Consider the following 25,552-nt stretch of genomic DNA (forward strand, 5'->3'; position numbering starts at 1 on the left):
GTATCCGGCGAGCGGGCGGGATCGGGTTGTGCCGCAGTGGAGTCCGTCGCCTGCCGGTCAGGCATTGCGCAGGACGTCCACGGCGTTTCTCAGGTCGTCGGGGTACTCGCTGGTGATCTCCAGCCAGCGGCCGTCGGCCGGATGGGCGAACCCGAGCGAACGGGCGTGCAGCCATTGCCGTTCCAGGCCGAGCCGTTCGGCCAGGCGCGGGTCCGCACCGTAGGTGAGGTCACCGCAGCAGGGGTGGCGGATCGCGGAGAAATGCACCCGGATCTGATGGGTGCGCCCGGTTTCCAAGTGGATGTCGAGCAGGCTGGCGGCCTGGAAGGCCTCGATGGTGTCGTAGTGGGTGATGCTGGGGCGGCCGTCGGCGGTGACCGCGAACTTCCAGTCGTTGCCGCGCGCCCGGCCGATCGGCGCATCGATGGTGCCGCTGCTCGGATCCGGATGACCTTGCACCAGTGCGTGATACCGCTTCTCGATGGTGCGCTGCTTGAACGCCCGCTTGAGCACCGTGTACGCGTGCTCGGACTGCGCGACCACCATCACCCCTGAGGTGCCGACGTCGAGCCGGTGCACGATGCCCTGGCGCTCGTGCGCGCCGGAGGTGGAGATGCGATAGCCCGCCGCGGCGAGCCCACCGATCACGGTCGGACCGGTCCAGCCGACGCCGGTGTGCGCCGCGACGCCGACCGGCTTGTCCACCGCGACGATGTCGTCGTCGGCGTAGAGGATTCGCATGCCCTCCACCGGCGCGGCCTCGATCTTCAGCTCCCGCTTGGGTTCCGGGAACACCACCTCGAGCCAGGCGCCCGCGGCGAGCCGATCGGATTTGCCCGCCGCGACGCCGTCGAGCTGCACGCTGCCCTCCTCGGCGAGCGCGGCGACCGCCGTGCGGGACAGGCCGAGCAGCCGGGACAGTCCCGCGTCGACCCGCATGCCGTCGAGCCCGTCGGGCACCGGCATGGTTCGTGTCTCCCTCATGCCGCGTTCCCTTCGGTGCCTGCCTTGCTCGGTGCCGGCGCGTCCGCGTCGTCGTCGGTGGTGTCGCGCCCGGTGCGCGTGCCGTTCGGCTCGAAGCCGAACACGGTCAGCACCACGAGCAGGATCGCGCCGCACACGATCGAGGAGTCCGCCACGTTGAACACCGGCCACCAGCCGATCGCGATGAAATCGACCACGTGGCCCTGCAACGGTCCCGGTGCGCGGAACAACCGGTCGACCAGGTTGCCCAGTGCGCCGCCGAGCACCATGCCGAGGCCGATGGCCCACCACAGCGAGCGCAGCGTGCGCCCGATCCGGACCACGCCGATCACCACGGCCGTGGCGACCAGGGTCAGCAGCCAGGTCATGCCGGTCGCCATGGAGAACGCCGCGCCGGGATTGCGGACCAGGCTGAACCTGGCGAAATCGCCGATGATCGAGACCGGCTCGCCCGGTTTCAGGTTCGCCACCACGATGCACTTGGTGAGCAGGTCCATGGCAAGCAGCACCGCGGCGATGATCAGCAGGGTGCGCAGCCGCTGGGGCGGACGGGCCTGCTCAGTCGGTGTCTCGGTCGCGCCCGACGGCGTCGCCGACGGTGCCGATGGCGCGGCGGCCGCCGCCCCCTCAGGTGTCGGTGTGGGGTTCTCCTCGGGCGGCGGGTCATCACTCACACGCACCATCATCGCTCGAGCGACGCGACACCTTGTGCGGTGGTCACCCGCAAGTCCCAGCTGACACTCAGGAACCGGTCGTACCCTGATGCTCGTGACGGTGTTGTCTTCCCCCCACATTCCCCGGCGTGCGCGCTCAGGGATGCTGCTGATAGTGCTTGCACTCGGCCTGACCACGTTCGGAACCGGCTGCAGTGACGGGGCTCAGTCGCGTTCGGAGGCGGACAGCACCGAGCCGCTGGGTTACGGAAAAGAAGTGACCGTGCCGATTCCGGCCGCGATCACCACCGTCGTGTCGGCCGGGGAGCAGCCGCGCTCGCTGCTGCGGCCCGACTACCCGGCGGGCACCGTGCAGCAGGTGACGCTGCACACCTCGCACCGGATCGAACAGCAGATCAACGATCAGGACGCGCGTGACTTCTCCACGCCCGCGTTGTCGATCCCGATGACCGCGAAAACCGACGCGGACGGCATCGATCTCACGCTCGGCGCCGTCACCACGCCCGACCCGACCCTGGCCAAGGCGTTGACGAAAACCGACGGCTCGCACGCCGGTTTCGATCTGAGCGACCTCGGCGCGATCACCGCGCTGCGGCTCGAGCCGGCGCCGGAGACCTCGAACCCGGCCAGGGCCGCGCTGGAACAGGCCTTCTACCAAGCGGTCTACCGTTCGATCGCGTTCCCGGATCAGCCGGTCGGCGAGGGTGCGGTGTGGACGGTGCGCCAGGAGGTGACCGGCGGGGTCGTCCTCGAGCAGATCACCACCGCCACGCTGACCAAGCGCGAAGGTGACCGGCTGACCATCGAATTGGACGTCACTCAGCAGCCCAAGTCGTCGGTGTGGCGTCTGCCCAACAACGCGGGCAAGCTCGACATCCAGGACTACGTCATGCAGGGCACCGGCACGATCACCGTCGACCTCGGACTACCGCTACCGGTCGCCGGGTCGATCACGGTCGGCGGGCACCAGGCCTATCACGATCCGCGCAGCGAGAGTGTGTTGCAGCAGACGATCGACACGCAGGTGTCGTGGACGGAATGACCCGTGGCCGTGGCCTGTTGCTGGCCGCGGCGACCACCGCGTTCGTCTCCGCGTGCGGGTCGTCGTCCACGCCCTCGACCGCCCCGTCCGCGCCGGAGCTGCCGCCGCTCGGCCCGGTCGTGACCGCCGCGCCGGTGCAGCGGCCGCCGACCACCGACGCCGATCGGCTCTATCGCCAACTGCTCACCGGCGCCGACCTGCCGCCCGACTTCACCGCGTTGCCCGCGCGGCTCGACGCGCCCGCCGGTGCGCCGCCCACACCGACCGACCCGGCGGACTGCGCGAAAGTGCTCACACCGCTGGGCGAGCAGCGTCCTGGCGCGCTCGCGCAGGCCGCGATCCAGCATGCCGGGCCGAACTTCTCCAGCATCGATATCGATGCGGCCAGCTACCGCGCCGACGCGGTCGCGCCCGCGTTCGCGGAGGTGCAGGCGCGGCTGCGGCAGTGCGCGCACTATACCGGGGCCGACGCCACCGACATCGCGATCGACTACCGCGTCGGCGGTCTCACCCAGCCGCGGGCCGGCGACGCCGCCACCGCCTTCCAGGTGCGCACCACCAGCGAGGGCCTCACCCTGCACTCCGCGGTGGCGCTCGTGCAGGTCGGTGCGACCCTGGCACAGATCGCCGTCACCGCGCCGGAAGCCGTGGACGAGCAGGTGCTCAGCGAACTCACCGCCGCCCAGGTACGCAAACTCCAAGGCATCACCGGCCCCTGATTCCCCGAGATCGCCCTCTTTCGACCCCTGAACCACCTGGCTTGCCGGGGTGCGGTTTTCACGGGATGAAGGGGGTGGTGGTGCGGGCGGTGCGGAGGGCGGTGGCCCACCAGAGGAGCTGGTCGACGGTGGCGACGGTGGCGGCTTCGAGGTCGGGGTCGCGGCGGGGCCAGGAACCGTTGGGGGCGAAGCGTTGCCAGGCCTTGGTGATGGTGAGGGTGCGCCGGATGGGGACCGCGTTGAGCTCGCCGAAGATCTGGCGCAGCTGGGTGGCGGCGTGCCCGCCCTCGGCGTCGGTGCCGTAGCCGACGACGGTGACCGGTTTGGCCGCCCATTCGGTGTCGAACCAGTCGATCGCGTTCTTCAGCGCGGCCGGGAAGCTGCGGTTGTATTCGGGGGTGACTACGACGAACGCGTCGGCGGCGGCCAGCCGATCACCGAAGGCCAGCACCGCGGCGGGCGCGGGTTCGTCGTGGCCGGCCAGCTGATCGGGCAGCCCGGCGGTGGCGAGATCGAGCCGATCGACCTGCAGATCGCGCCTGCGCAGCTGTCGCGCGAACCAGTCGGCCACGGTCGGCCCGAACCGCCCGGCGCGGGTGCTGCTCTGGATGAGCACCACCCGCAACCGCTCCGGGGCACCCGCGCCCCGACGTGCCTGGGTCACAGCGTGTCCTTCACCGGTGCGTCGAGAAAGGCCGGGATCATCGGCAGCAGCAGCTCCGGCCGATGCACCAGCGTGACGTGCGAGGTGCCGGGCAGGATGGCCAGCTGCGCGTTGGGCAGCCCGGCCGGGGTGTCGCCCATGATGCCGCCGCCGAAGAGCCGGAACATCTCGACCGCGTGCTCGGGCCGCACGATGTCGGAATCACCGATCACGGTCAGGGTCGGCGTCTTGACCTTGCGCGCGTCCTCGGGCGCGACCTCGGGGATGCCGTTCATGTCCTGCTCGCGCACCCGCTCGACCAGGCGCGGGAAGTCCTCGGGCCGCGGCGCGTTCTTCAGGTAGTCCGCGTGGAACGGTGACCCGTGCAGCATTTCGGGCTTCAGCTCGGCCAGCCCGTCGAGCAGTCCGGGATGCATGCCGCCCGTGCCGAGCGAGCCGGCGGCCAGGATCTGCTTGCGCACCAACTCCGGATGCTTCAGCGAGATCTCGAGTGCCACACCGGCGCCCATGCTGTAGCCGAGGATGTCCGCGCGTTGCACGCCGATCTGCCGCAGCAGCGCCACCGTGTCCGCCGCCATCTGCGGGGTGCGCAGCAGCCGGTCGATGTCGGCGGTGCGCCCGTGTGCCTGCTGTTCCACCGCGATCACCCGGCGGGTCTTGCACAGTTCGGGGATCAGCTGTCCGAAGTCGGTGTCGATGCCCGAGAGCGCGCCGTGTAGCAGCACCAGTGGCGGCTGGTCGGTCTCGGCGCCGTGCACCTCGTAGTACATGTGCAGGCCGTTGACGTCGGCGTAGGCGCCGTGCGTCGGCTGCTCGGCCTGCTCGGCGGTTCCGCAACCGGTCAGCAGCGCGGTGGCGGCGAGGGCAGCGGCGGCGAAAACGGTGGTGAGTCTCATCGAAGGCTCTTTTCTGTGCGGGGTTGGTTGCCTCGTTGTCGCCCACTGTGCGCGGCCCACCTTCCGGTTTGTTTACGGTGTGATTCCGCCGTTCGCGGGCGTGATTAAGCTGCCCGTATGCGGTTTGGCGTGCTCGGTCCGTTGACGGTCTGGACGGACGGCGGCACTGTCGTGCCGATTCCCGGGACGAAGGTGCGGGCGCTGCTCGCCGATCTGCTGGTGCACCCGGGGCAACCGGTCTCGGGTGACCGGTTGATCGATGACATCTGGGCCGATGACCCGCCCGGCAATCCGGCGGGCACGCTCGCGGCGAAGGCCTCACAATTGCGCCGCGCGTTCGAGGACGCCGAACCCGGTGCCCGTGAGCTGGTGGTCTCACCGCCGCCGGGCTACCGGCTGGCGAGCGCCGCGGTGGACGCACTGCGATTCCGTGAACTGGTCGCGACCGCACGCGCGGCGAGCGAACTGAGCGAGCGGGCGCGCATCCTCACCGCCGCGCTCGCGCTGTGGCGCGGACCGGCTTTCGCCGACTTCCACGACGCCGCGTTCGCCCAGCCCGCGATCGCGCAGCTGACCGAGCAGCGCCTCGTCGCGGTGGAGGAACTGGCCGAGGCGCGCCTGGGACTCGGTGAATACCGGGATGTCGCAGGCGAACTCGCCGCCGAGGTGGCCGAATATCCGCTGCGGGAACGGCTTCGGGCCGCACAGCTGAAGGCGCTGTACGGTGCGGGCAGGCAGGCCGAGGCGCTGGACAGTTACGCGGACCTGCGCAGGCAACTCGCCGACGAGCTGGGCCTGGATCCCAGCCCGGAGCTGGTCGCATTGCACGGCTCGATACTCGGCCAGGAGCTGGTGCTCGCCGCGGCGCCGCCCGCACCCGTGCTGCGGCGGCGCACCTCCAACATTCCCGCGCAACGCACCGAACTCATCGGCAGGGCAAGCGATCTCGCCGAGGTGCAACGCGCGGTGGGCGCGGCCGGGCTGGTCACCCTGACCGGCCCCGGCGGTGTCGGCAAGACCCGGCTGGCGCTGGCCGCGGCGGCCGCGCTGACCGACCGGTTCGCACAGGGCACGTGGCTGGTCGAGCTGGCGCCACTACAACCCACCGCCGCCGACGGGCCATGCTTCCTCGTCGACGCGGTCGCGCAGGTGCTCGACATCCGGACCGACGACGGCGGCGACCCTGTCGAGCTGGTCCGCGCCGCCTTGGCCGAGCAGGAGCTGCTGCTCGTGCTCGACAACTGCGAACACGTCATCGACTACGCCGCCGACCTGGCCGAACTCTTGCTCGGCGCCGCACCGAACCTGCACATCCTTGCGACCAGTCAGGAGCAGCTGCGGCTGCCCGGGGAGCAGGTCGTCGCGGTCGAGCCGCTGACCGTGCCCGCCGTGGACACCGAACTCGATGAGCTCGAAAATGTCGGTGCGGTACAGCTTTTCGTGGCCAGGGCGCGCGCCGGCGACCGCGGTTTCGTCCTGGACGCCGACTCCGCGGCCGCGGTCGCCACCCTGTGCCGCCGACTGGACGGCATCCCGCTCGCCCTGGAACTGGCGGCGACCAGGGTTCGTGCGCTCGGTGTGCACGAGATGGTCGCGCGGCTCGACGACCGCTTCCGCCTGCTGGCCACCGGTCATCGCGGCGCACCGCCACGGCAGCAGACGCTCACCGCGATGATCGACTGGAGCTGGGGGCTGCTGGACGAGACGGAACAGACGGTGCTGCGCCGCCTCGCCGTGCATGCGGGCGGCTGCACGCTGGAGGCGGCCGAAATCGTCTGCGCCACCGCCGGATCGCCGGACGCGCACCCCGCCGTACCGGTCTCCGGTAACGGCGGTACCGTGCCCGCCGCCGTGCTCGAGCCGTCGACGGTGGCCGATGTCGTTGCGCGACTGGTGGATCGATCGCTCGTGCAGATGGTCGGCCGTCGCTATCGACTGCTCGAATCGGTGGGCGCGTTCAGCATGGATCGCCTGGCCGATGCGGGTGAGTTCGACGCGACCTTCGCCGCGCACCATCGGTACTACCTGGCGCTGGCCGAGCGGGCGGCACCCGAACTGACCGGCGCGGACCAGCGCCGCTGGCTGCTGCGGCTCGACGCGGAGGCCGCGAATCTGCGGGCGGCACTGGACGGTTACCTGCGCGCCGGCGCGGCCGAGCACGCGCTGCGGTTGGTGAACGCGCTGGCCTGGTACTGGTTCCTGCGCGGGCGGCTGGCCGAGGCCCGGCGCTGGTTCGACGCCGCGCTGGCACTGGGCGGTGCGCCGCGGCAGCGTGCGCCCGCGCTGGCCTGGCGGGCCGGGTTTGCCTTTCAGCAGGCGGAATTCACCGGTGGCGCGGCCAAGCGGGCCGAGGTGTTCGCGGTGTTCGACGCCATCGACGATCCCGCGGGCCGAGCCAGGGCCGAGCTGTTCCTCGCCGTCTCCGCGCTCGACTCCGGCGACCTGCCCGAGCTGGAAGGCCTGGTGCACCGGGCGCTTGCGGTCTGCGAGCGGCTCGGCGATCGCTGGGGCGTGGCCACCGGGCATGTGGCGCTGGCCCAGGCCGCGCACAGCCGAGTAGATCTGACCGCACTGGCCGACCACGCGCGCACGGCCGCGCGCCTGTTCGCCGAGATCGACGATCGCTGGGGCAGGTTGCAAGCCGCCGAATGGCTGGGTGGCCTGGCGGAATTGACCGGCGACCTGACCGGTGCCGCCGACATCCACACCGAGGCTTTGGGTTTGGCGCAGGAGCTGGAGCTGTGGGGGCAGGTGTGCACCCATCTGTGCTGGCTGGGCTGGATCGCCATGCAGCACACCGAATTCGAGCGTGCCCGCGACATGGGCGAGCAGGCGTTGCGGCTCGCCGCCGAGCACGGTTACGGGCCGAGCCGGGTGTTCGCCTCGACCGTGCTGGCGTTCACCGCGCGCCGCGACGGCGAACCCGAACTGGCTGAACGCATTCTGCGCGAGGTGCTGGCCATGACGCCGACCGAGGGCGAGCAGACGCCGCTGTTCCTGCCCATGCTGCAAGTCGAACTCGGTTACCTGCACGAGGTACGCGGCGAGTTCGCCGCTGCCCTCGCCATGCACCTGGACGCGCTCGACGGCGCCCAGCGCATCGAGGCGCCACGCGACACCGCATTCGCGCTGGCCGGGCTCGCCTCCGCCGCCGGGGCGCTGGGCGAATTCGATACCGCGGCGCAGCTTTTCGGGACCGCCGAGGCCGTACGCGAGGCGAACGGCATGCCCCTGCTGCCCGCCGAGCGCCCGGACATCGAGCGGCCCACCGCCGTCGTGCGGGCCGCGCTCGGTGCCGCCACCTTCGCCGAGGCGCATACGGCAGGCACGAAACTGACCGTCGCCGAGGCGCGGCGGCTGGCGGCGGCGTGCGCACCGGCACCCGCCGAGTCGAGCTGACCGAAACACCCACCGATGGGGCGGACCCGGTCCCCCTCATCGGCGGGTGGCCGGGTCCGCCGTGATCGGGTTACCCCGCGGCGATCGTGGCGAAAACCTCCGATCCGTGCCGCGGCGGACCCGGCCCGCCCCTCGTCAGTCGGCCGGGTCCGCCGCGATGCGGGTTCACCCGCGGGCGATGGCCTCGAAGACCTTGGGGTCGACCAGGGTCGAGGTATCGCCGAGTTCGCGGCCTTCGGCCACGTCGCGCAGCAGCCTGCGCATGATCTTGCCGCTGCGGGTCTTCGGGAGCTCGGGCACGAGGTGGATCTCGCGCGGCCGGGCGATCGGGCTGATCTCTTGCGAGACCGCCGCTTTCAGCTCGGCGACGAGGTCGGCTCCGGTGTTCGCCGCGCCCGCCGCGAGGATGACGAACGCGACGATGGCCTGCCCGGTGGTCTCGTCGCTGGCGCCGACTACCGCGGCCTCGGCGACCCCGGAGTGTGCGACCAGTGCCGATTCCACCTCGGCGGTGGAGATGCGGTGGCCGGACACGTTCATCACGTCGTCGACCCGGCCGAGCACCCACAGGTCGCCGTCCGCGTCGAGCTTCGCGCCGTCACCGGCGAAGTACCAGCCCTGTTCGGCGTAGCGCTCCCAGTAGGTGTCCCGGTAGCGCTGCATGTCGCCCCAGATGCCGCGCAGCATGGACGGCCACGGCTGGTCGAGCACCAGGTAGCCGTTGGCCTCGGTTTCCCCGCGCTGCACCGGTTTTCCCTCTTCGTCGACGACCAGCGCCGAGATGCCGGGCAGCGGCGCCATCGCGGCGCCGGGCTTGGCGGCGGTGACGCCGGGCAGCGGGGAGATCATGATCGAGCCGGTCTCGGTCTGCCACCAGGTGTCCACGATCGGGGTGCGGCCCGCGCCGATGGTGTCGCGGTACCAGCGCCACGCCTCGGGGTTGATCGGCTCACCGACGCTGCCGAGCAGCCGCAGCGAGGACAGGTCGTGCGCGTCGGGGATCTCGCGGCCCCACTTCATGAAGGTGCGGACCAGTGTCGGCGCGGTGTAATAGATACTGACGCCGTACTTTTCGACGATCTGCCAGTGCCGGTGCTCGTCGGGGAAGTTCGGGGTGCCCTCGTAGACGACCTGGGTGGCGCGGTTGGCCAGTGGTCCGTAGACGATGTAGCTGTGGCCGGTGACCCAGCCGATGTCGGCGGTGCACCAGTAGACGTCGTGTCCTGCTTTGTGGTCGAAGACGTTGTGGTGGGTGTAGGCGGTTTGGGTGAGGTAGCCGCCGCTGGTGTGCAGGATGCCTTTGGGTTTTCCGGTGGTGCCGGAGGTGTAGAGGATGAACAGTGGGTGTTCGGCGTCGAAGGCCTGTGCCTGGTGTTCAGCCGACGCGTTCGCCACCGTCTCGTGCCACCACAGGTCGCGGCCTTGGGTCCAGGGCGCTTCGATTCCGGTGCGGCGCACCACCAGTACGTGTTCCACGGTGGAGGGCGTGTCGTCGAGTGCCTCGTCCACCGCTGCTTTGAGTGGCGCGGCTTTGCCGCGTCGCCATTGTCCGTCGGTGGTGATGACCAGCCGGGCTTGGGCGTCGTCGACGCGTTGGCGCAGTGCGGTGGGGGAGAAGCCGGCGAACACGACCGAGTGGGTGAGGCCGAGCCGGGCGCAGGCCAGCATCGAGACGATGGCTTCGGGCACCATCGGCATGTAGATCGCTACTCGGTCACCGGCGCGCAGGCCGAGTTCGGTCAGATAGTTCGCGGCGCGGCTCACCTCGGCGAGCAACTCGCGGTAGGTGATGTCGCGGGCGTCGCCGGGTTCGCCCTCCCAGTGGATGGCGACCTGGTCGCCGTGCCCGGCGAGGACGTGCCGGTCGACGCAGTTGTAGGCGACATTGAGCCTGCCGCCGACGAACCAGCGCGCGACCGGCGCGTCACTCCAATCCAGCACCTGCGTCCACGGTTGTGCCCAGTCGAGCCGGTGCGCCTGTTGCGCCCAGAACTCCAGCCGATCCTCGGCGGCCCAGCTGTACAGGGACGCATCGGCATTCGCCAGTGCGGCGAATTCGGTGCCGGGCGAGTAACCGGTGGTGTCGCGGGCATCGGTGGTGGTGCTGGACAACGGGATATCTCCTAACAGGCGAGCACAGGGAACAACATGGGGCGAGCGACGATCAGTGCACGACCGCCTTCTCCGCGCCGACTCCGGTCAGCGAGCGGACCTCCATCTCCGCGGCCTTGGCCGGGTCCTCGTCGGGCTTGCCGATCAGGGTGCCGACGATGCCGAGCGCGAAGGCCAGGGGAATGGACACGATGCCGGGGTTGGACAGCGGGAACCAGTCGAAATCGGACCCGGGCAGCATCGCGGACTTGTTGCCGGACACCGCGGGTGAGAAGACGATCAGCACGATGGTCGAGATCAGACCGCCGTACATGCTGAACAGCGCACCGGTGGTGTTGAACCGCCGCCAGAACAGCGAGTACAGGATGGTCGGCAGGTTCGCCGCGGCCGCCACCGCGAAGGCCAGCGCCACCAGGAACGCGATGTTCTGCCCGTTCGCGAGGATGCCGAGACCGATCGCGATCACGCCGATCACCACCGCGGTGATCCGGGAGACCTTGACCTGCTTGGCGTCATCGACCTTGCCGCGCTTGACGACCCCGGCATAGATGTCGTGGGCGAACGAGGTCGCCGCGGTGATGGTGAGGCCGGCGACCACCGCGAGGATGGTGGCGAAGGCGACCGCGGAGATGACCCCGAGCAGGATCACGCCGCCGAGTTCGAACGCCAGCAGCGGAGCCGCCGAGTTCTGACCACCCGCCGCGGCGAGGATCCGGTCCGGGCCGACGATGGCCGCCGCGCCGTAGCCGAGCACCAGGGTGAACAGGTAGAACGCGCCGATCAGCCCGATCGCCCACACGACTGATCGGCGCGCCTCCTTCGCGGTCGGCACGGTGTAGAAGCGCATCAGCACGTGCGGCAGACCCGCGGTACCGAGCACCAGCGCCAAACCGAGAGACAGGAAGTTCAGTTTCGAGGTGGCGCTGCCGCCGTACTGCGCGCCGGGGGCGAGCACGTCCCTGGCGGCCACGGCCTTGTTCGTCGAGTCGGCGACGTGTTCCTGCGCCGAGCCGAGGATGTCGGAGAGGTTGAAGCCGAACTTGGCGAACACCATCACCGTCATCAGCGCCGCGCCGGTGATCAGCAGCACGGCCTTGATGATCTGCACCCATGTGGTGCCCTTCATACCGCCGACAAGTACGTAGACGATCATCAGCACGCCGACCACGGCGATCACGATCGACTGGCCGGTCTTGTCGGAGATATCGAGCAGCAGCGCGACCAGACCACCGGCGCCCGCCATCTGCGCAAGCAGATAGAACAGCGACACCGCCAGCGTGGTCAGCGCCGCCGCGGTGCGCACCGGGCCCTGCTTCAAGCGGAAGCTGAGCACGTCGGCCATGGTGAATTTGCCGGTGTTCCTGAGCATCTCGGCGACCAGCAGCAGCGCGACCAGCCAGGCGACCAGGAAGCCGATGGAGTAGAGGAAGCCGTCGTAGCCGTACACCGCGATGGCGCCCGCGATGCCGAGAAAGCTTGCTGCGGAAAGATAGTCACCCGCGATGGCGATGCCGTTCTGCGGGCCGGAGAAGCCGCGACCGCCGGTGAAGAAGTCCGCGGCGGTGGCGTTGTTGCGGCTGGCGCGGATCACCACGACCATGGTGATCGCGACGAACAGGCCGAAGATGGCGATGTTCGCGACGGGTTCGCCGACGGTGGCCTCGGCGGCGTAGGTGCTCAGGTGATTCACGCCCGGTCTCCCTCGAGCTGGTTACGGATCGCCGCGGCGCGCGGGTCCAGTTCCTGGTTGGCGAACCGGACGTAGAGCGCGGTGATGACGAAGGTCGACACGAACTGCGCTAGCCCGAGCAGCAATCCGACATTGATGTTGCCGAACAGCTTGTGCGCCATGAAGTCGTGCGCGTACGCGCCGAGCAACACGTAGCTGAGGTACCACAGCAGAAACAGTGCGGTCATCGGAAACACGAAGCGCCGCAAGCGCGTTCGTAACTCCTGGAACTGCGGGCTGGCCTGCACTGCGATGAACTCGGCTGCACTCGGGGTGCGCCGGGCGGCGTCGCCGTCGAGTTCGGTACTGGTCATGATGGTCCTAGCGTGTGACATGGCTTACTTGCTCTGCACGGTAGCCAGGCCCGCGGGTGGGCAGAACGCTGTGGCGTGTGTCACTCCGGGAAGGCGGCCGATTGTGCGGTGAGCGGTCGCTGTGCCGCGACGAGCGGTCGGCGATTCAGGTGGAGCGCAGGCTGCGTTCGCGGTCGGCGCCCATACCCAAGCGTTCCGGCGCGTGCATCCGCACGAAGATCCGGCCGACCCGGCGCGTGCCCGGCCCCCTGGTCACCTTGCTGACCAGCATCATGGTCGCGAACGCGAGCGGGACGCTGATCGCCGCGGGATAGCCGAGCAGTGCTGCGGGCCAGCCGTTTCCGAGTTCGTCGGACAACCCGCCGGTCACCGAGATCACGGTGGCGCCACCCGAGATCAGCCCGCCCGTGATCAGCCCGGCCGCCGCGCCGCGCGCGGTCAGCCCCCGCCACCAGATGCCGAGCACCAGCAGCGGGCACAGCGTCGAGGCCGCCACCGAGAAGGCGAGCCCGACCGTACGGGACAGGTCGAGTGAGACCACGGTCAGCGAAAGCGCGAGCGGCACAGCGCCTGCCACCACGGCGGCGGCGCGGAAGTCGCGGATCCGCCCGCGCAGCATGTCGGTGCTGAGCACGCCCGCGATGCTCACCAGCAGCCCGGAGGAGGTGGACAGGAACGCCGCGATCGCGCCTGCCGCGACCAGCGCTGCGAGCAATTGGCCGGGCAGCCCGGCGACCACCGAACCCGGCATCAGCACCACCGCGGCATCGGAGGTCCCGGTGATCAGCAACTGCGGCACATACAGTCGCGCGAAAGCTCCGAGCAGCACCGGGAACAGATAGAACAACCCGACCAGGCCGATCACCGCCAGCGCCGTGGCCCGCGCGGCCCGGCCGTCGGGATTGGTATAGAACCGCACCAGCACGTGCGGCAGGCCCATGGTGCCGAGGAAGGTCGCGATGATCAGCGAATAGATCTGGAAGGTCGGATGTTTGCCGCCGAATCCGCCGCCGGGTTCGAGCCAGGCGGCGCCGTCGGCGGGCGCACCGGCCACCACGGGCACCTCGGTGCCCGCCTCGAGCACCAGTTCGGTGCCCGCCGCGAGCTCGTGGGTGCCGGGCGCCAGCGTCACCCGGCCCTGCACCGGCCGGCCGTCCAGCTGCCCGGTGAGCGAAACCTGTTGTGCGGCATCGACCTGCACCACCACGTCGGTGCGCACATCGACCGTGGTCCGCTCGGTCACCACCGGGGGAGCGGGCGCGCCGAGCGGCCGGTCCTCGCCGAGGAAATGGCCGAGCAGCACCAGCGCGGGGATCGCCACCGCGGTCAGCTTGAGCCAGTACTGGAAGGCCTGCACCAGTGTGATCGACCGCATGCCGCCGCCTGCCACGTTCGCGATCACGATCGCGCCCACCGCCGCGGCGCCCACCCAGTCGGGCAGGTTGAGCAGGGTGTGCAGGGTCAACCCGGCGCCCTGGAACTGCGGGATCAGATACACCGCGCACACCAGCACCACGACCAGGGCGGCCAGCCTGCGCAAGCGCACGGAGCCCAAACGGAACTCGGCGAAATCCGGGACCGTGTACGCGCCCGAGCGGCGCAGCGGCGCGGCGACGAACAGCAACAGCGCAAGGTAACCCGCGGTGAACCCCACCGGGTACCACAGCGCGTCCGCGCCGTACTTCGCGATCAGCCCGGCCACGCCGAGAAACGAAGCGGCCGAAAGATACTCACCGGAGATCGCCGCGGCGTTCCAGCCGGAGCGCACACTGCGCGAGGCGACCAGGAAGTCAGAGGTGGTGCGTGCCAGGCGAACTCCGTAGGCGCCGATCGCGACCGTCGCCAGCGCCGCGAACAGCAGCGCGAGCACGGTGAGCACCGGCACCGAGCCCGCGCTCACGGGACGATCCGGTTTCGGGCTTGCGCCGCGCGCGTCCGCTGCGGCACGGTCCCACCGGGGCGCGGAGTCGGAAGAGGTGCGCCTGCGTCCATCAGTCCTCGGCCAGGTCCAGAAAGTCCTGCTCGTTGTGCTCGGCGAGACGAACGTAGAGGCGCCCGATCAGATACAGCAGCGGGTACACCGCGACGCCGAGCAGCAGCCAGGGCAGCCGAATGCCGAGCACCACCACCGAACCCACCCGGCCGATCCCGAAAAGCACCGGCAGCGCGCACAATACGACGACGGTGACCAGGCCGAGCCGCAAAGCCAGCCCCAGCTGGGCGCGGATCAGCCCGCCGATCAGTGCCTCGCCGATCTCGGTCTGCTCGGCCACCTCCACCCGGGTGCGCACCCGGCGCGCGCCGCGTCGTTCCGAGAGCACGACACGCTGGCGCGCCGGCCGCTGCGGCCCCGTCACTGGCCGGTCCATTGCTGCCGGGGCCGGTGCACCAGACGCTGTTTGAGCTCCCGGACCTGTCGGCGGCTGACCGGCAGTTCGACCGCACCGGCGTTGCCGTCGGCGCGCAGGCACACCACGGTGCCGGTGCCGACGGTGCGCAAACCGGTGACCAGGCGCAGCGCCACCAGGTAGGACCGGTGTACCCGCAGGAACCCGGCGTCCTGCCAGCGGGACTCCAACGCGGACAACGGGATCCGCACCAGATGCGAGCCGCCGCTGGTGTGCAGCCTGGCGTAGTCGCCGTCGGCCTCCACCCAGCTCACGCTCGACCGCGGCACCAGTGTGGTCACGCCGCCGAGCTCGACCGGGATAACCTCGCTCGGGTCGGCCCGCGGCGCGTCGGCGATCGGCGCCGGGGTCGCGCGGGTACTGACGATCCGGCGCAGCGCCTCGGCCAGCCGCGCCTCCCGCAGCGGCTTCAGCAGATAGTCCACCGCCCCGAGGTCGAACGCGGCCACCGCGCGATCGTCGTGCGCGGTCACGAAGACCACCGCGGGCGGGTTCGCGAACTCTGAGAGGATGCCCGCCAGTTCCATCCCGTCCAAGCCGGGCATGTTGATATCGAGGAAGACGGCGTCGATCGGGTGCGCCCGCAGTACCCGCAGGGCGGTGGTCGCGTCGGCGGCGGCGTGGATCTCGCCGACACCCGGCTGGGCGCGCAGCAAATAGACCAGCTCGTCGAGAGCCGGTCGCTCGTCGTCCACGGCGAGTACCCGCACCACGCCACTCACCTCAGCGCTCCTGGCCACAATCGCTCCATCGTAAGCGCAGCGCCCGCGCGTGCCGCCGTCGTTCGCGCGATCACGCCTGGATGCCCGCGCGGAACTTCGGCACGCGCAGCGAGACCTTGGTGCCCGCGCCGGGCGCGGTCTCCACGATCAGGCCGTAGTCGTTGCCGAAGGCGGCGCGCAACCGGTCGTCCACGTTGGCGAGGCCGACATGCGCGGCCTCCCCGGAACCGGCCGGGCCCTTGCCGGTTTCGATGGAGTCCAGCGCGCCCGAGCGGAGCAGCTCCGGGTCCATCCCGACCCCGTCGTCCTCCACGCTGATCAGGCAGTCGGTGCCCGCGTCGGCGGCGGTGATGTGCACCGTGCCGCCGCGGGCCGCGCCCGCGAGGCCGTGCCGCACGGCGTTCTCCACCAGCGGTTGCAACGCGAGAAAGGGCAGCACGACGCCGAGTACCTCCGGCGCGATCTGCAACCGGACGTCGAGCGCGGCGCCGAAGCGGGCGCGTTCGAGCGCGAGGTAGCGCTCGATATTGCGCAGTTCGTCGGCCAGCACGGTGAATTCGCCCGCGGCGCGGAAGGAATAGCGGGTGAAGTCGGCGAATTCCAGGATCAGCTCGCGGGCCCGATCCGGGTCGGTGCGCACGAACGAGGCGATGGTGTTGAGCGCGTTGTAGATGAAATGCGGGCTGATCTGGGCCCGCAGCGCGCGGACCTCGGCACGGTCGAGCCGGGCCCGCGAGGCGTCCAGTTCGGCCAGTTCCAATTGGCCGCAGGCGTATCGGGCCACCTCGGCCACCGCGCCGAGCCTGCCCGGCCCCGGCTGACCGGTGGTCACGACGCCGATCGCCCCCGCGACGCCGGTGCTGTCGATCAGCAGCGGCTGCGCGATGAGCGTGCGCCCGGCGTGCTCGCTGTGGCCCGGCCCGGCGACGAGCACCGGCCGCTCGCCGGTGACGGCCCGCTTGGCCGCCTCGGCGAAGTGGTCGGCGAGATCGGCGTGCGGCCCGTCCCAGGCGAGCACCGTGCCGTCGGGGTCGGCGATGCCGAGTGCCTCCGCGCCGGTCAGCACCCGCAGATGCGGCGCGGCCTCCTGCGCCGATTGGTCGGTCAGCCCGCGGCGCAGCGGAATCGCCGCCAGCGACGCGGTGTGCAGCGCGGTGTGCACCGCGCGCTCGGCCGGGGTGGTGACCACCCGGCGGGTGCGCGGCCAGATCACCAGCGCCCCGGCGATCAGGGCCGCCGAGACCACGAGGGCGACGACCGTCGCCGTCATCGCGCACCGCCCGGCGCCGCACCAGCGTTCATCCGCCGATTATCGCTAGCCCTGGTACTTGTCGACGCGGAACTCGACCTCGCCGGGTTCGGGGAGGTGCGCGGCCCCGACAGTGAGCGTGGCGGTGAACGTGCCGAGACCGGGATGGAACAGCGCGGAACGTCCGCTGTTGCTCCAATATCCGGGGCCCTGCGCGGTCACCGTGAAGGTGCCGGTCTCGCCGGTCTCCACATTGCGCCAGTTCAGGGTGAGCGGCAGCGTGCAGCCGCCGACGCCGTACATCGTGGTGGCCACGCTGAACGCCGCGTGTTCGGGATAGGCGTTGCTGGTGACGCCGGAACTGACCGACGCGGCGCACAAGCCCTGGGTGAGCGAGTAGACCGTCTCGAACCGGTCGTAGAGCTGGGCGGCGGCCGGAGCCGCGGTGGCGACCATGGTCGCGACGGCGACGGCGGGGACCGCGGGAACGGCGAACAGTGCTTTGAGCGAATTCATCAACACCTCCGCAGGTTTGGGAACACTCGTGTCTGTCACTGCTGACTATGCCCCCGATTCCGCCGTGCCAGCCCCGATTCGGTGCCCTCGATTCCAGGGGCAGCGCGCGGGGGTCCGCCGGTGACCGACGTGCCCGCGCGCGTCGAGTAGGGTCGGTCGGTCCGCGCGGCACGTCACTCGCGGAAATCGGACTGCCCGAGAGTGTCTCGTCGGACGAGCCGGCGTGCGGCCGTTCGGACGCGCCGGTGATCTTCGACACCGACACGCCGGACGCTCCTGGGATGTCTCGATGCGCCGCGCGCGCCTCGAAAAAAATTTCGTACCGACGTGCCTAGAATCGCTAGGCCAACCCCCGTCGAGACCTTGGGAGGAAGGACCGTCTTGGCCGCCTCGTCCGGATCGTTCGTTCACCTGCACAACCACACCGAGTACTCCATGCTCGATGGTGCGGCAAAGATTTCGCCCCTGTTCGCGGAGGCGAAACGGCTGGGAATGAACGCGGTCGGGATGACCGACCACGGCAATATGTACGGCGCGTCGGAGTTCTACAACTCGGCGAAGAAGGCCGACATCAAGCCGATCATCGGCATCGAGGCCTACATCGCGCCCGGCTCCCGCTTCGACACCAAGCGCGTGCAGTGGGGCGACCCCAGCCAGAAGGGCGACGACGTCTCCGGTTCCGGCGCCTACACGCACATGACCATGGTCGCCGAGAACGCGACCGGCCTGCGTAACCTGTTCAAGCTGTCCTCGCTGGCCTCGCTCGAGGGACAGCTCGGCAAGTGGGCGCGCATGGACGAGGAGATCATCGCCCAGTACGCCGAGGGCATCATCGCGACCACCGGCTGCCCCTCCGGCGAGGTGCAGACCCGGCTGCGCCTCGGTCACGACCGCGAGGCGCTCGAGGCCGCCGCCAAGTGGCAGGAGATCTTCGGCAAGGACAACTTCTTCCTCGAGATCATGGACCACGGGTTGTCCATCGAGCGCCGGGTCCGCGAGGGCCTGCTCGAGGTCGGCCGCAAGCTCGGCATTCCGCCGCTGGCCACCAACGACTGCCACTACGTCACCAAGGACCAGTCGACCAATCACGAAGCGCTGCTGTGTATTCAGACCGGCAAGACGCTCTCGGACCCGACCAGGTTCAAGTTCGACGGTGACGGTTACTTCCTGAAGTCCGCCGAGGAGATGCGCGCGCTGTGGGACGCCGAGGTGCCAGGCGCCTGCGACAACACGGTGCTCATCGGCGAGCGGGTGCAGTCCTACGACGACGTGTGGGCCTTCAAGGACCGGATGCCGGTGTTCCCGGTGCCCGAGGGCGAGGACCAGGATTCGTGGTTGCGCAAAGAGGTCGACCGCGGCCTGGCGCGCCGCTTCCCCGGCGGCGTGCCCGAGGAGTACTACAGCCGCGCCTACTTCGAGCTGGACGTCATCAAGCAGAAGGGCTTCCCTGCCTACTTCCTCGTCGTCGGTGACCTGGTCTCGCACGCGAAAGAGGTCGGCATCCGGGTCGGTCCCGGCCGTGGTTCGGCGGCCGGTTCGCTGGTCGCCTACGCGCTCGGCATCACCAACATCGACCCGATCCCGCACGGTCTGCTGTTCGAGCGGTTCCTGAATCCGGAACGTCCGTCCGCACCCGATATCGATATCGACTTCGACGATCGCCGCCGCGGTGAAATGGTCCGCTACGCCACCGAGAAGTGGGGCAGCGACCGGGTCGCCCAGGTGATCACCTTCGGCACCATCAAGACCAAGGCCGCGATCAAGGACTCCGCGCGAGTTCTGTTCGGCCAGCCCGGTTTCGCCATCGCCGACCAGATCTCCAAGGCGCTGCCGCCGCCGATCATGGCCAAGGACATCTCGGTGGCCGGCATCACCGATCCCGACCACGAGCGGTACAAGGAGGCCGCCGAGGTCCGCGAACTCATCAGCACCAACCCCGATGTCGCCAAGATCTACGAGACCGCCCGCGGGCTGGAGGGCCTGATCCGTAACGCGGGCGTGCACGCCTGCGCGGTCATCATGTCGTCCGAACCGCTGACCGACGCCATCCCGGTGTGGAAGCGGGCCCAGGACGGCGCCATCATCACCGGCTGGGACTACCCGTCCTGCGAGGCCATCGGCCTGCTGAAGATGGACTTCCTCGGCCTGCGCAACCTCACCGTCATCGGTGACGCGCTGGACAACATCAAGGCCAACCGCGGCATCGATCTCGACATGGACAACCTGCCGCTCGACGATCCCGCGACCTACGAATTGCTCTCGCGCGGTGACACGCTCGGCGTCTTCCAGCTCGACGGTGGCCCGATGCGCGACCTGCTGCGCCGCATGCAGCCGACCGGCTTCAACGACATCGTCGCGGTGCTCGCGCTGTACCGCCCCGGCCCGATGGGCATGAACGCGCACAACGACTACGCCGACCGCAAGAACGGGCGGCAGGAGATCAAACCGATCCATCCCGAGCTCGAAGAGCCGCTGAAGGACATTCTCGCCGAGACCTACGGTCTGATCGTCTACCAAGAGCAGATCATGTTCATCGCGCAGAAGGTCGCCAGCTACACGATGGGCAAGGCCGACGCGCTGCGTAAGGCCATGGGTAAGAAGAAACTCGAGGTGCTCGAGGCCGAGTACAAGGGCTTCCACGAGGGCATGACCAACAACGGGTTCTCCGAGGCCGCGGTGAAGGCCCTGTGGGACACCATCCTTCCGTTCGCCGGCTACGCGTTCAACAAGTCGCACGCCGCCGGCTACGGCCTGGTCTCGTTCTGGACCGCCTACCTCAAGGCGAACTATCCGGCCGAATACATGGCGGGCCTGCTCACCTCCGTCGGTGACGACAAGGACAAGGCCGCGGTCTACCTCTCGGACTGCCGCCGCCTCGGCATCACGGTGCTGCCGCCGGACGTCAACGAGTCCGAGCAGAACTTCGCCTCGGTCGGCAAGGACATCCGGTTCGGGCTCGGCGCGGTGCGTAACGTCGGCGCCAACGTGGTGTCCTCGATCATCGCCGCGCGCAAGGAGAAATCGCGGTTCACCGACTTCTCCGACTACCTGAACAAGATCGACGCCATCGCCTGCACCAAGAAGGTCACCGAATCCCTGATCAAGGCAGGCGGATTCGACTCGCTCGGCCATCCGCGCAAGGGCCTGCTGCTGGTGCACTCCGACGCCATCGACGCGGTGATGTCCACCAAGAAGGCCGAGGCGATCGGGCAGTTCGACCTGTTCGGCGGCGTGGACGCGGACGAGTCGGTGGCCTCGGTGTTCAACGTGAAGGTGCCCGACGAGGAGTGGGAGTCCAAGCACAAGCTGGCCCTCGAGCGCGAGATGCTCGGCCTGTACGTGTCCGGGCATCCGCTCAACGGCGTCGAGCACGTGCTCGCGGCGCAAGCGGATACCCAGATCCCCGCCATCCTGGAGGGCGACGTCAAGGACGGCGCGCAGGTGACCCTCGGCGGCATCCTCGCCTCGGTGAACCGGCGGATCAACAAGAACGGTCTCGCCTGGGCGTCCGCGCAGCTCGAGGACCTCTCCGGTGGGATCGAGGTGCTGTTCTTCCCGCAGGCCTACTCGGTGTACGGGATGGACGTGGTCGAGGACGCGGTGGTGCTGGTGAAGGCGCGGGTCTCGGTTCGCGACGACCGGATCTCGTTGATCGCCAACGACCTCGTCGTGCCCGACCTGTCCTCCATCGGCGTGGCCAAACCCCTCGCCGTCACCCTGTCCACCCGCCTGTGCACCCCCGACAAGATCGGCGAACTCAAGCGCGTGCTCTCCCGCCATCCCGGCACCGCCGACGTGCACATCCGCCACGTCGGTGCCCGCGACAAGACCACGCTGCTCAAACTCGATGACAGCCTGCGGGTCTCGCCGTCCTCGGCCCTGATGGGCGACCTGAAAGCCCTGCTCGGTCCGGGCTGCCTGGCGGTCTGACCCGGCTCGATTGCGCCGGTCTGATTGCGCCGCGACCACTCTGGCCGGCCAGAGTGGTCGCGGGCGCTGTTCCAGGGTCAGTGGGTCAGGGCTGGGGCCGAGTGGCTGACGACGGGTGCGGCGGTGCGGGGGAGTAGCTGCTCGCACGTCACGGTGACCAGCGCGGCCAGCGCGACGGCGGCGCCGATCCAGGCGACGGCGGCATAGCCGAGGCCGGCGCCGATGGCCAGTCCACCGAGCCAGGGACCGACGGTGATGCCGATGTTGAAGGACGAGACGTTGAAGGCCGGTGCCAGGGTGGGGCCGTCGGCGGCCAGATTGAAGACGCGGCTGTTGAGGGTGGGATTGGTGCCGAAACCGAAGGCGCCGAGCAGGAATACCAGCACCACGACGGGTGCGGGGTACGCGGCGGTGAGGGCGAGCAGCACCGAGGTGACGAGCAGCCCGGTGATGCCGACGTAGAGGGTGCGCACGGGGTACGCGTCGGCGGTGCGGCCGCCCACCACGATGCCGAGCAAGCTGCCGACGCCGTACACCGCGAGCACGATCGGGATCCAGCCGTCGCGCAGTCCGGTGGTCTCGGCGAGCAGCGCGCCGAGGTAGGCGAAGCTGGCCAGCAGCGCGGCGGTGGCGAGCGCGGTGGTGGCATAGGCGAGCCAGAGCCGGGGATTGACCATGCTGCGCAGTTCTTTTCGCAGGTCCGGGGTGATCTCGGCGCGCCAGGCGGGAATCTTGGCGAGCACGCCGAGCATGGCAATGGTGGACATGATCGCGACGGTCCAGAACGCGGCACGCCAGCCGAGGTGCTGGCCGATCACGGTGCCCGCGGGCAGGCCGACGACGGTGGCGACGGTGAGTCCGCCCGCGACGATGCTCATCGCCTTGCCGCGCGCGTTCACCGGAACCAGCCCGATCGCGGTGGTCGCCGCGACCGACCAGAAGCCCGCGTAGACGAAGGCGCCGACCGCCCTGGTCGCGAACAGCACCCAGTAGTCCGAGGTCAGCGCCGCGACCACGTGGGTGGCGACGAAGACGGCGAGGAAGGCGAGCAGCGCGTTGCGCCGCGGCAACCGCAGCGTCGCGACGGCCAGCACCGGCGCGCCGACCAGCATGCCCAGCGCGAAGGCCGAAATGAGCAGTCCCGCCTGCGGAATGGTCACACCGAGGTCGACCGAGAGCTCGGTGAGCAGGCCGGAGAGCATCAGCTCCGAGGTGCCTTGGGCGAAGATGGACAGCCCGAGGATGTAGACGGCTAGGGGCATCGGAGACCTCTCATATTTTGGATCGCGCAGTACAAAACTGGGGCAAAAACGTAGGGGCGTCGAGCTGTCGTGGTCGATCGCGAACCTGTTGTGGTCGATCAGAAGGTGTCGAGTGCGGTCGTCGCGATCGCGATCAGCGCGTCGCGGTCCGCACCGCCGCGGGCGGCGACGCGCATGCCCGCGATGGTCGCGTTCAGGAAGTGCGCGAGCTCGTCGGCGCTCTTGTTCGCGTCGATTTCCCCTGCGCGCCTGCCGCTTTCGAGTGCGCTACGGAGCGCGGCGAGGCGACGCCGCTGGTCCTCGCGCAGTGTGGCGGCGATCTGCGGATCGTGCGGCGCGAGCTCGACCATCGAGTTGACGACCAGGCAGCCGAGCGGGTCGGACTCCGGCGCGTCGACCACCTGCCACAGCAGGGCGCGCATCTTCGCCTTCGCGTTCAGGTCGCTGTCGAGCAGTTCGAAGGTGGCGGTGTTCTTGACGGTCATGTATCGCCGCAGCGCCCGTTCGAACAGGTCGTGTTTGCTGGCGAAGGTGTTGTAGATGCTGCTGCGGCCCAGACCGGTCGCCTCGCACAGCGCCTGCGTGGAGGTGGCCTCGTAACCCGCGCTCCAGAACGCCCGCATCGCGGCGTCCACCGCGCGCTCCTCGTCGAACTGTCTCGGTCGTGCCATGCGGGTCACGCTAGCACATTTTGAACCGATCATTTCAAAACGGGAGGTGCGCACAGGCTGAGCTGCATCGTTGGCAAGCGACTACGCCGCGACCGCTACGCCGAGCGACTGCGCGGCCAGGAACCGGGGCGCGTCCTCGCCGTAGAAGACGTCGATGTCGCGGATCTCGAAGCCCGCGGCGGTGAGCAGGCCACGGATATCGCGGTTCAGGTGGCAGCCGCCCGCGACGGCCTTCTGGATCGGATTGAGCCGGTGCTGCCACACCTGCACGCGGGCGTCGGGCGCGAGGCCGTGCTCGACGAAGTGCAGCGTGCCGCCCGGCGCGAGGACCCGGCGCACCTCCGTCAGCGCGGTCGCGACATCGGGGATGGTGCACAGGGTCCAGGTCGAGAGCGCGCAGTCGAAACTGTCCTCGGCGAACGGCAGCGACTGTCCGTCCAATCCGGAACGCTCGATCGGCACCTTCGCGGCCGCGACCCGCTCGCTCGCCAGCCGCCAGCCCAGATCGGCGGGTTCGACCGCGCTGACCTTGTCGACGGTGTCCGGATAGAACGGCACGTTCAGCCCGGATCCGAATCCGATCTCCACCACCCGGCCGGTCAGGCCGGCGCACACCCGTTCGCGCAGCGGCTCGTTGAACCGCATTCCGCAGGCGAGGTCCACGATCCTCGGCACAACTCGGTCTCGATATAGGCCCACATGCTCACTCTTCCAGTACTCGCGCGATCTCGCCACGCCTGTTTCTGAGACGGACCGCTACCGGATCGCGAACGTGGTCCGGATCGTCCGGTGTCTCGAACGCGCTGGTCCGTGCGCCGCGGGGCCCCTAACGGCCCGACCGGCGACGTTTGCTGTGCCCGCGGACCCGAGAACGCACACGGGTTCGCGCGCCGTTTGCGGGAAGGTCACGAAACGTACTGTCCGAGACAGGTCCATTGCCGGGCGCGGGCGCCGCCATTACCGTGGAAAGATGAGCAACGATGCTGCGGGGGGTCCAGCGCCGATCCCCGACGGGACGAGCGGGCGCGCCACCGCCGAATTCGCGCCCCTGGTGCGCGCTTTCGCCAGGGCCTTCGGCCGGCGTCGCGGGGCGGGCGCAGCGCTGGCGGTACACCTGCACGGCGAGCCCCTGGTCGAGATCTGTACCGGATCGGCGGGTGGTGACGCACCATGGACGCAGGACACCGGGTCGATCATCTTCTCCGCCACCAAGGGTGTCACCGCCACCGTCATCCACCGGCTCGCCGATCGCGGCCTGATCGACTACGCGGCGCCGATCGCCGAGTACTGGCCGGAGTTCGGCGCGAACGGCAAGGACCGGATCACGGTGCGTCAGGCGATGACGCACAGCGCCGGGCTGTCCGCACTCGCCCCGATCGCCACCGGCCTGGACGACGTGCTCGATCACGAGCTGATGGAACAGCGTCTCGCCGCCGCGAAACCCGATCGGCTGCTCGGTGTTCCGGCCTATCACGCACTCACCTACGGCTGGCTGATGGCCGGTCTCGCCCGCGCGGTCACCGGCCGTGGCATGGGCGAGCTGTTCCGCTGCGAGGTCGCCGATCCGCTCGGCATCGAGGGCATTCACCTCGGTCTGCCGCCCGATCACGCGCGCACCACGTACGCGCCGCTGGCGGGCACGCACCTGAAGGCGATCGGAAACCCGCTCGGCGCCTTGATCCTCGGTCGCAGCCACCGGATTCCCGGCGCGCTCGGCGCCGCGACGCGGTGTCTGTTCCTGCCCGGTCTGGAATCCATTCTGGAGGGCGAGGCCCCGCCGATCCTGCGCACCGAACTCGGCGCGGGCAACGGCGTGTGCACCGCGGCCGGCCTCGCCGCGATGTACGGCGTGCTGGCCAATGATGGTGTCGCGCAGGGCAAGCAGTACCTCGGCCCGCGAACCATGAAGGAGATCCGGCGGATTCAGACCTATCGGCTCGACAACGCGTTGTTCTACGTCCCGATGCTCTGGCGGCTCGGCTACCACTCGCTGCCGATGCCGGGCGCGCGGGCCGGGTTCGGTCACATCGGTCTCGGTGGGTCCTTCGGCTGGGCCGAACCGCGCCTGGGGCTTTCGGTCGGGTTCGTGCACAACCGGCTGTCGGCGGCGCAGCTGTCCTATGACCAGTCCGCGGCCTTCTGGCTGCTGCCGCTGGTGCTCAACGGCCTGCGGGCCACCCGCCGTGTCCCGATCGAGACGACCGAGGCCGCGGCGGCCTGAGTCGGGCACTGTCTCGGCGACGATTACGGCCGCACTGCGG

The 25,552-nt window shown here is 69.7% G+C and carries 20 protein-coding genes; 5 read left to right on the plus strand and 15 right to left on the minus strand.

Features of this window, described 5'->3' with window-relative positions:
* Nucleotides 1-57 precede the first annotated feature (57 nt).
* The gene (locus tag F5X71_RS11570) at nt 58-984 is read right to left on the minus strand and encodes an RluA family pseudouridine synthase (protein WP_167461939.1); all 927 of its coding nucleotides are present in this window, start codon (nt 982-984) and stop codon (nt 58-60) included.
* Nucleotides 981-1,667, minus strand: coding sequence for a signal peptidase II (lspA, locus tag F5X71_RS11575; protein WP_428981468.1), 687 nt, complete (start codon nt 1,665-1,667; stop codon nt 981-983). Before lspA ends, F5X71_RS11570 begins: the two co-directional genes overlap by 4 nt.
* Nucleotides 1,668-1,746: 79 nt before the next feature.
* Between lspA and F5X71_RS11580 the strand changes: the two genes are divergently transcribed.
* Nucleotides 1,747-2,700: a hypothetical protein gene (locus F5X71_RS11580; protein ID WP_174817040.1), complete on the plus strand. Its 954-nt coding sequence runs from the start codon at nt 1,747-1,749 to the stop codon at nt 2,698-2,700.
* Complete coding sequence (locus F5X71_RS11585) at nt 2,697-3,419, plus strand: hypothetical protein (RefSeq protein WP_167461941.1); 723 nt, start codon at nt 2,697-2,699, stop codon at nt 3,417-3,419. The genes F5X71_RS11580 and F5X71_RS11585 overlap by 4 nt, the downstream gene beginning before the upstream one ends.
* 58 nt (nt 3,420-3,477) lie before the next feature.
* On the opposite strand, the gene F5X71_RS11590 is transcribed toward F5X71_RS11585, so the two are convergent.
* Together F5X71_RS11590 and F5X71_RS11595 are read right to left on the minus strand one after the other, a co-directional pair.
* A complete protein-coding gene (locus F5X71_RS11590; RefSeq protein ID WP_167461942.1) occupies nt 3,478-4,083 on the minus strand; it encodes an NADPH-dependent FMN reductase in 606 nt (201 codons plus the stop codon).
* Nucleotides 4,080-4,979: an alpha/beta fold hydrolase gene (locus tag F5X71_RS11595; RefSeq protein ID WP_167461943.1), complete on the minus strand. Its 900-nt coding sequence runs from the start codon at nt 4,977-4,979 to the stop codon at nt 4,080-4,082. Before F5X71_RS11595 ends, F5X71_RS11590 begins: the two co-directional genes overlap by 4 nt.
* 117 nt (nt 4,980-5,096) lie before the next feature.
* On the opposite strand from F5X71_RS11595, the gene F5X71_RS11600 reads away from it, so the two are divergent.
* On the plus strand, nt 5,097-8,378 hold the full coding sequence (locus F5X71_RS11600) for a BTAD domain-containing putative transcriptional regulator (RefSeq protein ID WP_167461944.1): 3,282 nt from the start codon (nt 5,097-5,099) through the stop codon (nt 8,376-8,378).
* Nucleotides 8,379-8,543: 165 nt separating this feature from the next.
* On the opposite strand, the gene acs is transcribed toward F5X71_RS11600, so the two are convergent.
* The 8 genes from acs to F5X71_RS11640 all read right to left on the minus strand — a co-directional run bounded on the left by acs (nt 8,544) and on the right by F5X71_RS11640 (nt 17,428).
* Nucleotides 8,544-10,490 carry an acetate--CoA ligase gene (acs, locus tag F5X71_RS11605; protein ID WP_167461945.1) on the minus strand — a complete coding sequence of 649 codons (1,947 nt, stop codon included), beginning with the start codon at nt 10,488-10,490 and terminating at the stop codon, nt 8,544-8,546.
* A 52-nt stretch (nt 10,491-10,542) separates the two neighbouring features.
* Nucleotides 10,543-12,171 (minus strand): solute symporter family protein, encoded by a 1,629-nt coding sequence (locus tag F5X71_RS11610; protein WP_167466397.1) that lies wholly within the window; start codon nt 12,169-12,171, stop codon nt 10,543-10,545.
* A gap of 5 nt (nt 12,172-12,176) precedes the next feature.
* On the minus strand, nt 12,177-12,533 hold the full coding sequence (locus F5X71_RS11615) for a DUF485 domain-containing protein (protein WP_167461946.1): 357 nt from the start codon (nt 12,531-12,533) through the stop codon (nt 12,177-12,179).
* Between the two features lie 145 nt (nt 12,534-12,678).
* The gene (locus tag F5X71_RS11620) at nt 12,679-14,433 is read right to left on the minus strand and encodes a cation acetate symporter (RefSeq protein ID WP_167461947.1); all 1,755 of its coding nucleotides are present in this window, start codon (nt 14,431-14,433) and stop codon (nt 12,679-12,681) included.
* A 91-nt stretch (nt 14,434-14,524) separates the two neighbouring features.
* Nucleotides 14,525-14,902: a hypothetical protein gene (locus F5X71_RS11625; RefSeq protein ID WP_167461948.1), complete on the minus strand. Its 378-nt coding sequence runs from the start codon at nt 14,900-14,902 to the stop codon at nt 14,525-14,527.
* Entirely contained in the window at nt 14,887-15,654 is a 768-nt protein-coding gene (locus F5X71_RS11630) for a LytR/AlgR family response regulator transcription factor (protein WP_238815992.1), read from the minus strand. The genes F5X71_RS11625 and F5X71_RS11630 overlap by 16 nt, the downstream gene beginning before the upstream one ends.
* A 79-nt stretch (nt 15,655-15,733) precedes the next feature.
* Nucleotides 15,734-16,933, minus strand: coding sequence for a sensor histidine kinase (locus F5X71_RS11635; RefSeq protein ID WP_167461950.1), 1,200 nt, complete (start codon nt 16,931-16,933; stop codon nt 15,734-15,736).
* Nucleotides 16,934-16,978: 45 nt separating this feature from the next.
* A complete protein-coding gene (locus F5X71_RS11640; RefSeq protein WP_167461951.1) occupies nt 16,979-17,428 on the minus strand; it encodes a hypothetical protein in 450 nt (149 codons plus the stop codon).
* 381 nt (nt 17,429-17,809) lie between these two features.
* On the opposite strand from F5X71_RS11640, the gene dnaE reads away from it, so the two are divergent.
* The gene (dnaE, locus tag F5X71_RS11645) at nt 17,810-21,358 is read left to right on the plus strand and encodes a DNA polymerase III subunit alpha (RefSeq protein WP_167461952.1); all 3,549 of its coding nucleotides are present in this window, start codon (nt 17,810-17,812) and stop codon (nt 21,356-21,358) included.
* A gap of 77 nt (nt 21,359-21,435) precedes the next feature.
* Here dnaE and F5X71_RS11650 read toward each other — a convergent pair whose 3' ends face one another.
* The 3 genes from F5X71_RS11650 to F5X71_RS11660 form a co-directional block, all read right to left on the minus strand.
* Nucleotides 21,436-22,620 (minus strand): Cmx/CmrA family chloramphenicol efflux MFS transporter, encoded by a 1,185-nt coding sequence (locus F5X71_RS11650; RefSeq protein ID WP_167461953.1) that lies wholly within the window; start codon nt 22,618-22,620, stop codon nt 21,436-21,438.
* A gap of 98 nt (nt 22,621-22,718) precedes the next feature.
* Entirely contained in the window at nt 22,719-23,291 is a 573-nt protein-coding gene (locus F5X71_RS11655; RefSeq protein ID WP_167461954.1) for a TetR/AcrR family transcriptional regulator, read from the minus strand.
* 81 nt (nt 23,292-23,372) lie between these two features.
* The gene (locus tag F5X71_RS11660; protein WP_167461955.1) at nt 23,373-23,990 is read right to left on the minus strand and encodes a class I SAM-dependent methyltransferase; all 618 of its coding nucleotides are present in this window, start codon (nt 23,988-23,990) and stop codon (nt 23,373-23,375) included.
* Nucleotides 23,991-24,261: 271 nt separating this feature from the next.
* Between F5X71_RS11660 and F5X71_RS11665 the strand changes: the two genes are divergently transcribed.
* Nucleotides 24,262-25,512 carry a serine hydrolase domain-containing protein gene (locus F5X71_RS11665; RefSeq protein WP_174817041.1) on the plus strand — a complete coding sequence of 417 codons (1,251 nt, stop codon included), beginning with the start codon at nt 24,262-24,264 and terminating at the stop codon, nt 25,510-25,512.
* The last annotated feature ends 40 nt before the right edge of the window (nt 25,513-25,552 follow it).

The sequence above is a fragment of the Nocardia brasiliensis genome, from assembly GCF_011801125.1.
GTDB lineage: Bacteria > Actinomycetota > Actinomycetes > Mycobacteriales > Mycobacteriaceae > Nocardia > Nocardia brasiliensis_C.

Bases quoted from the DNA above. Each gene is read 5' to 3' on its own strand.
- F5X71_RS11570 (WP_167461939.1), bottom strand. From the start codon at position 984: ATGAGGGAGACACGAACCATGCCGGTGCCCGACGGGCTCGACGGCATG.
- lspA (WP_428981468.1), bottom strand. From the start codon at position 1,667: ATGGTGCGTGTGAGTGATGACCCGCCGCCCGAGGAGAACCCCACACCG.
- F5X71_RS11580 (WP_174817040.1), top strand. From the start codon at position 1,747: ATGCTCGTGACGGTGTTGTCTTCCCCCCACATTCCCCGGCGTGCGCGC.
- F5X71_RS11585 (WP_167461941.1), top strand. From the start codon at position 2,697: ATGACCCGTGGCCGTGGCCTGTTGCTGGCCGCGGCGACCACCGCGTTC.
- F5X71_RS11595 (WP_167461943.1), bottom strand. From the start codon at position 4,979: ATGAGACTCACCACCGTTTTCGCCGCCGCTGCCCTCGCCGCCACCGCG.
- F5X71_RS11600 (WP_167461944.1), top strand. From the start codon at position 5,097: ATGCGGTTTGGCGTGCTCGGTCCGTTGACGGTCTGGACGGACGGCGGC.
- F5X71_RS11615 (WP_167461946.1), bottom strand. From the start codon at position 12,533: ATGACCAGTACCGAACTCGACGGCGACGCCGCCCGGCGCACCCCGAGT.
- F5X71_RS11625 (WP_167461948.1), bottom strand. From the start codon at position 14,902: ATGGACCGGCCAGTGACGGGGCCGCAGCGGCCGGCGCGCCAGCGTGTC.
- F5X71_RS11635 (WP_167461950.1), bottom strand. From the start codon at position 16,933: ATGACGGCGACGGTCGTCGCCCTCGTGGTCTCGGCGGCCCTGATCGCC.
- F5X71_RS11640 (WP_167461951.1), bottom strand. From the start codon at position 17,428: ATGAATTCGCTCAAAGCACTGTTCGCCGTTCCCGCGGTCCCCGCCGTC.
- F5X71_RS11650 (WP_167461953.1), bottom strand. From the start codon at position 22,620: ATGCCCCTAGCCGTCTACATCCTCGGGCTGTCCATCTTCGCCCAAGGC.
- F5X71_RS11655 (WP_167461954.1), bottom strand. From the start codon at position 23,291: ATGGCACGACCGAGACAGTTCGACGAGGAGCGCGCGGTGGACGCCGCG.
- F5X71_RS11665 (WP_174817041.1), top strand. From the start codon at position 24,262: ATGAGCAACGATGCTGCGGGGGGTCCAGCGCCGATCCCCGACGGGACG.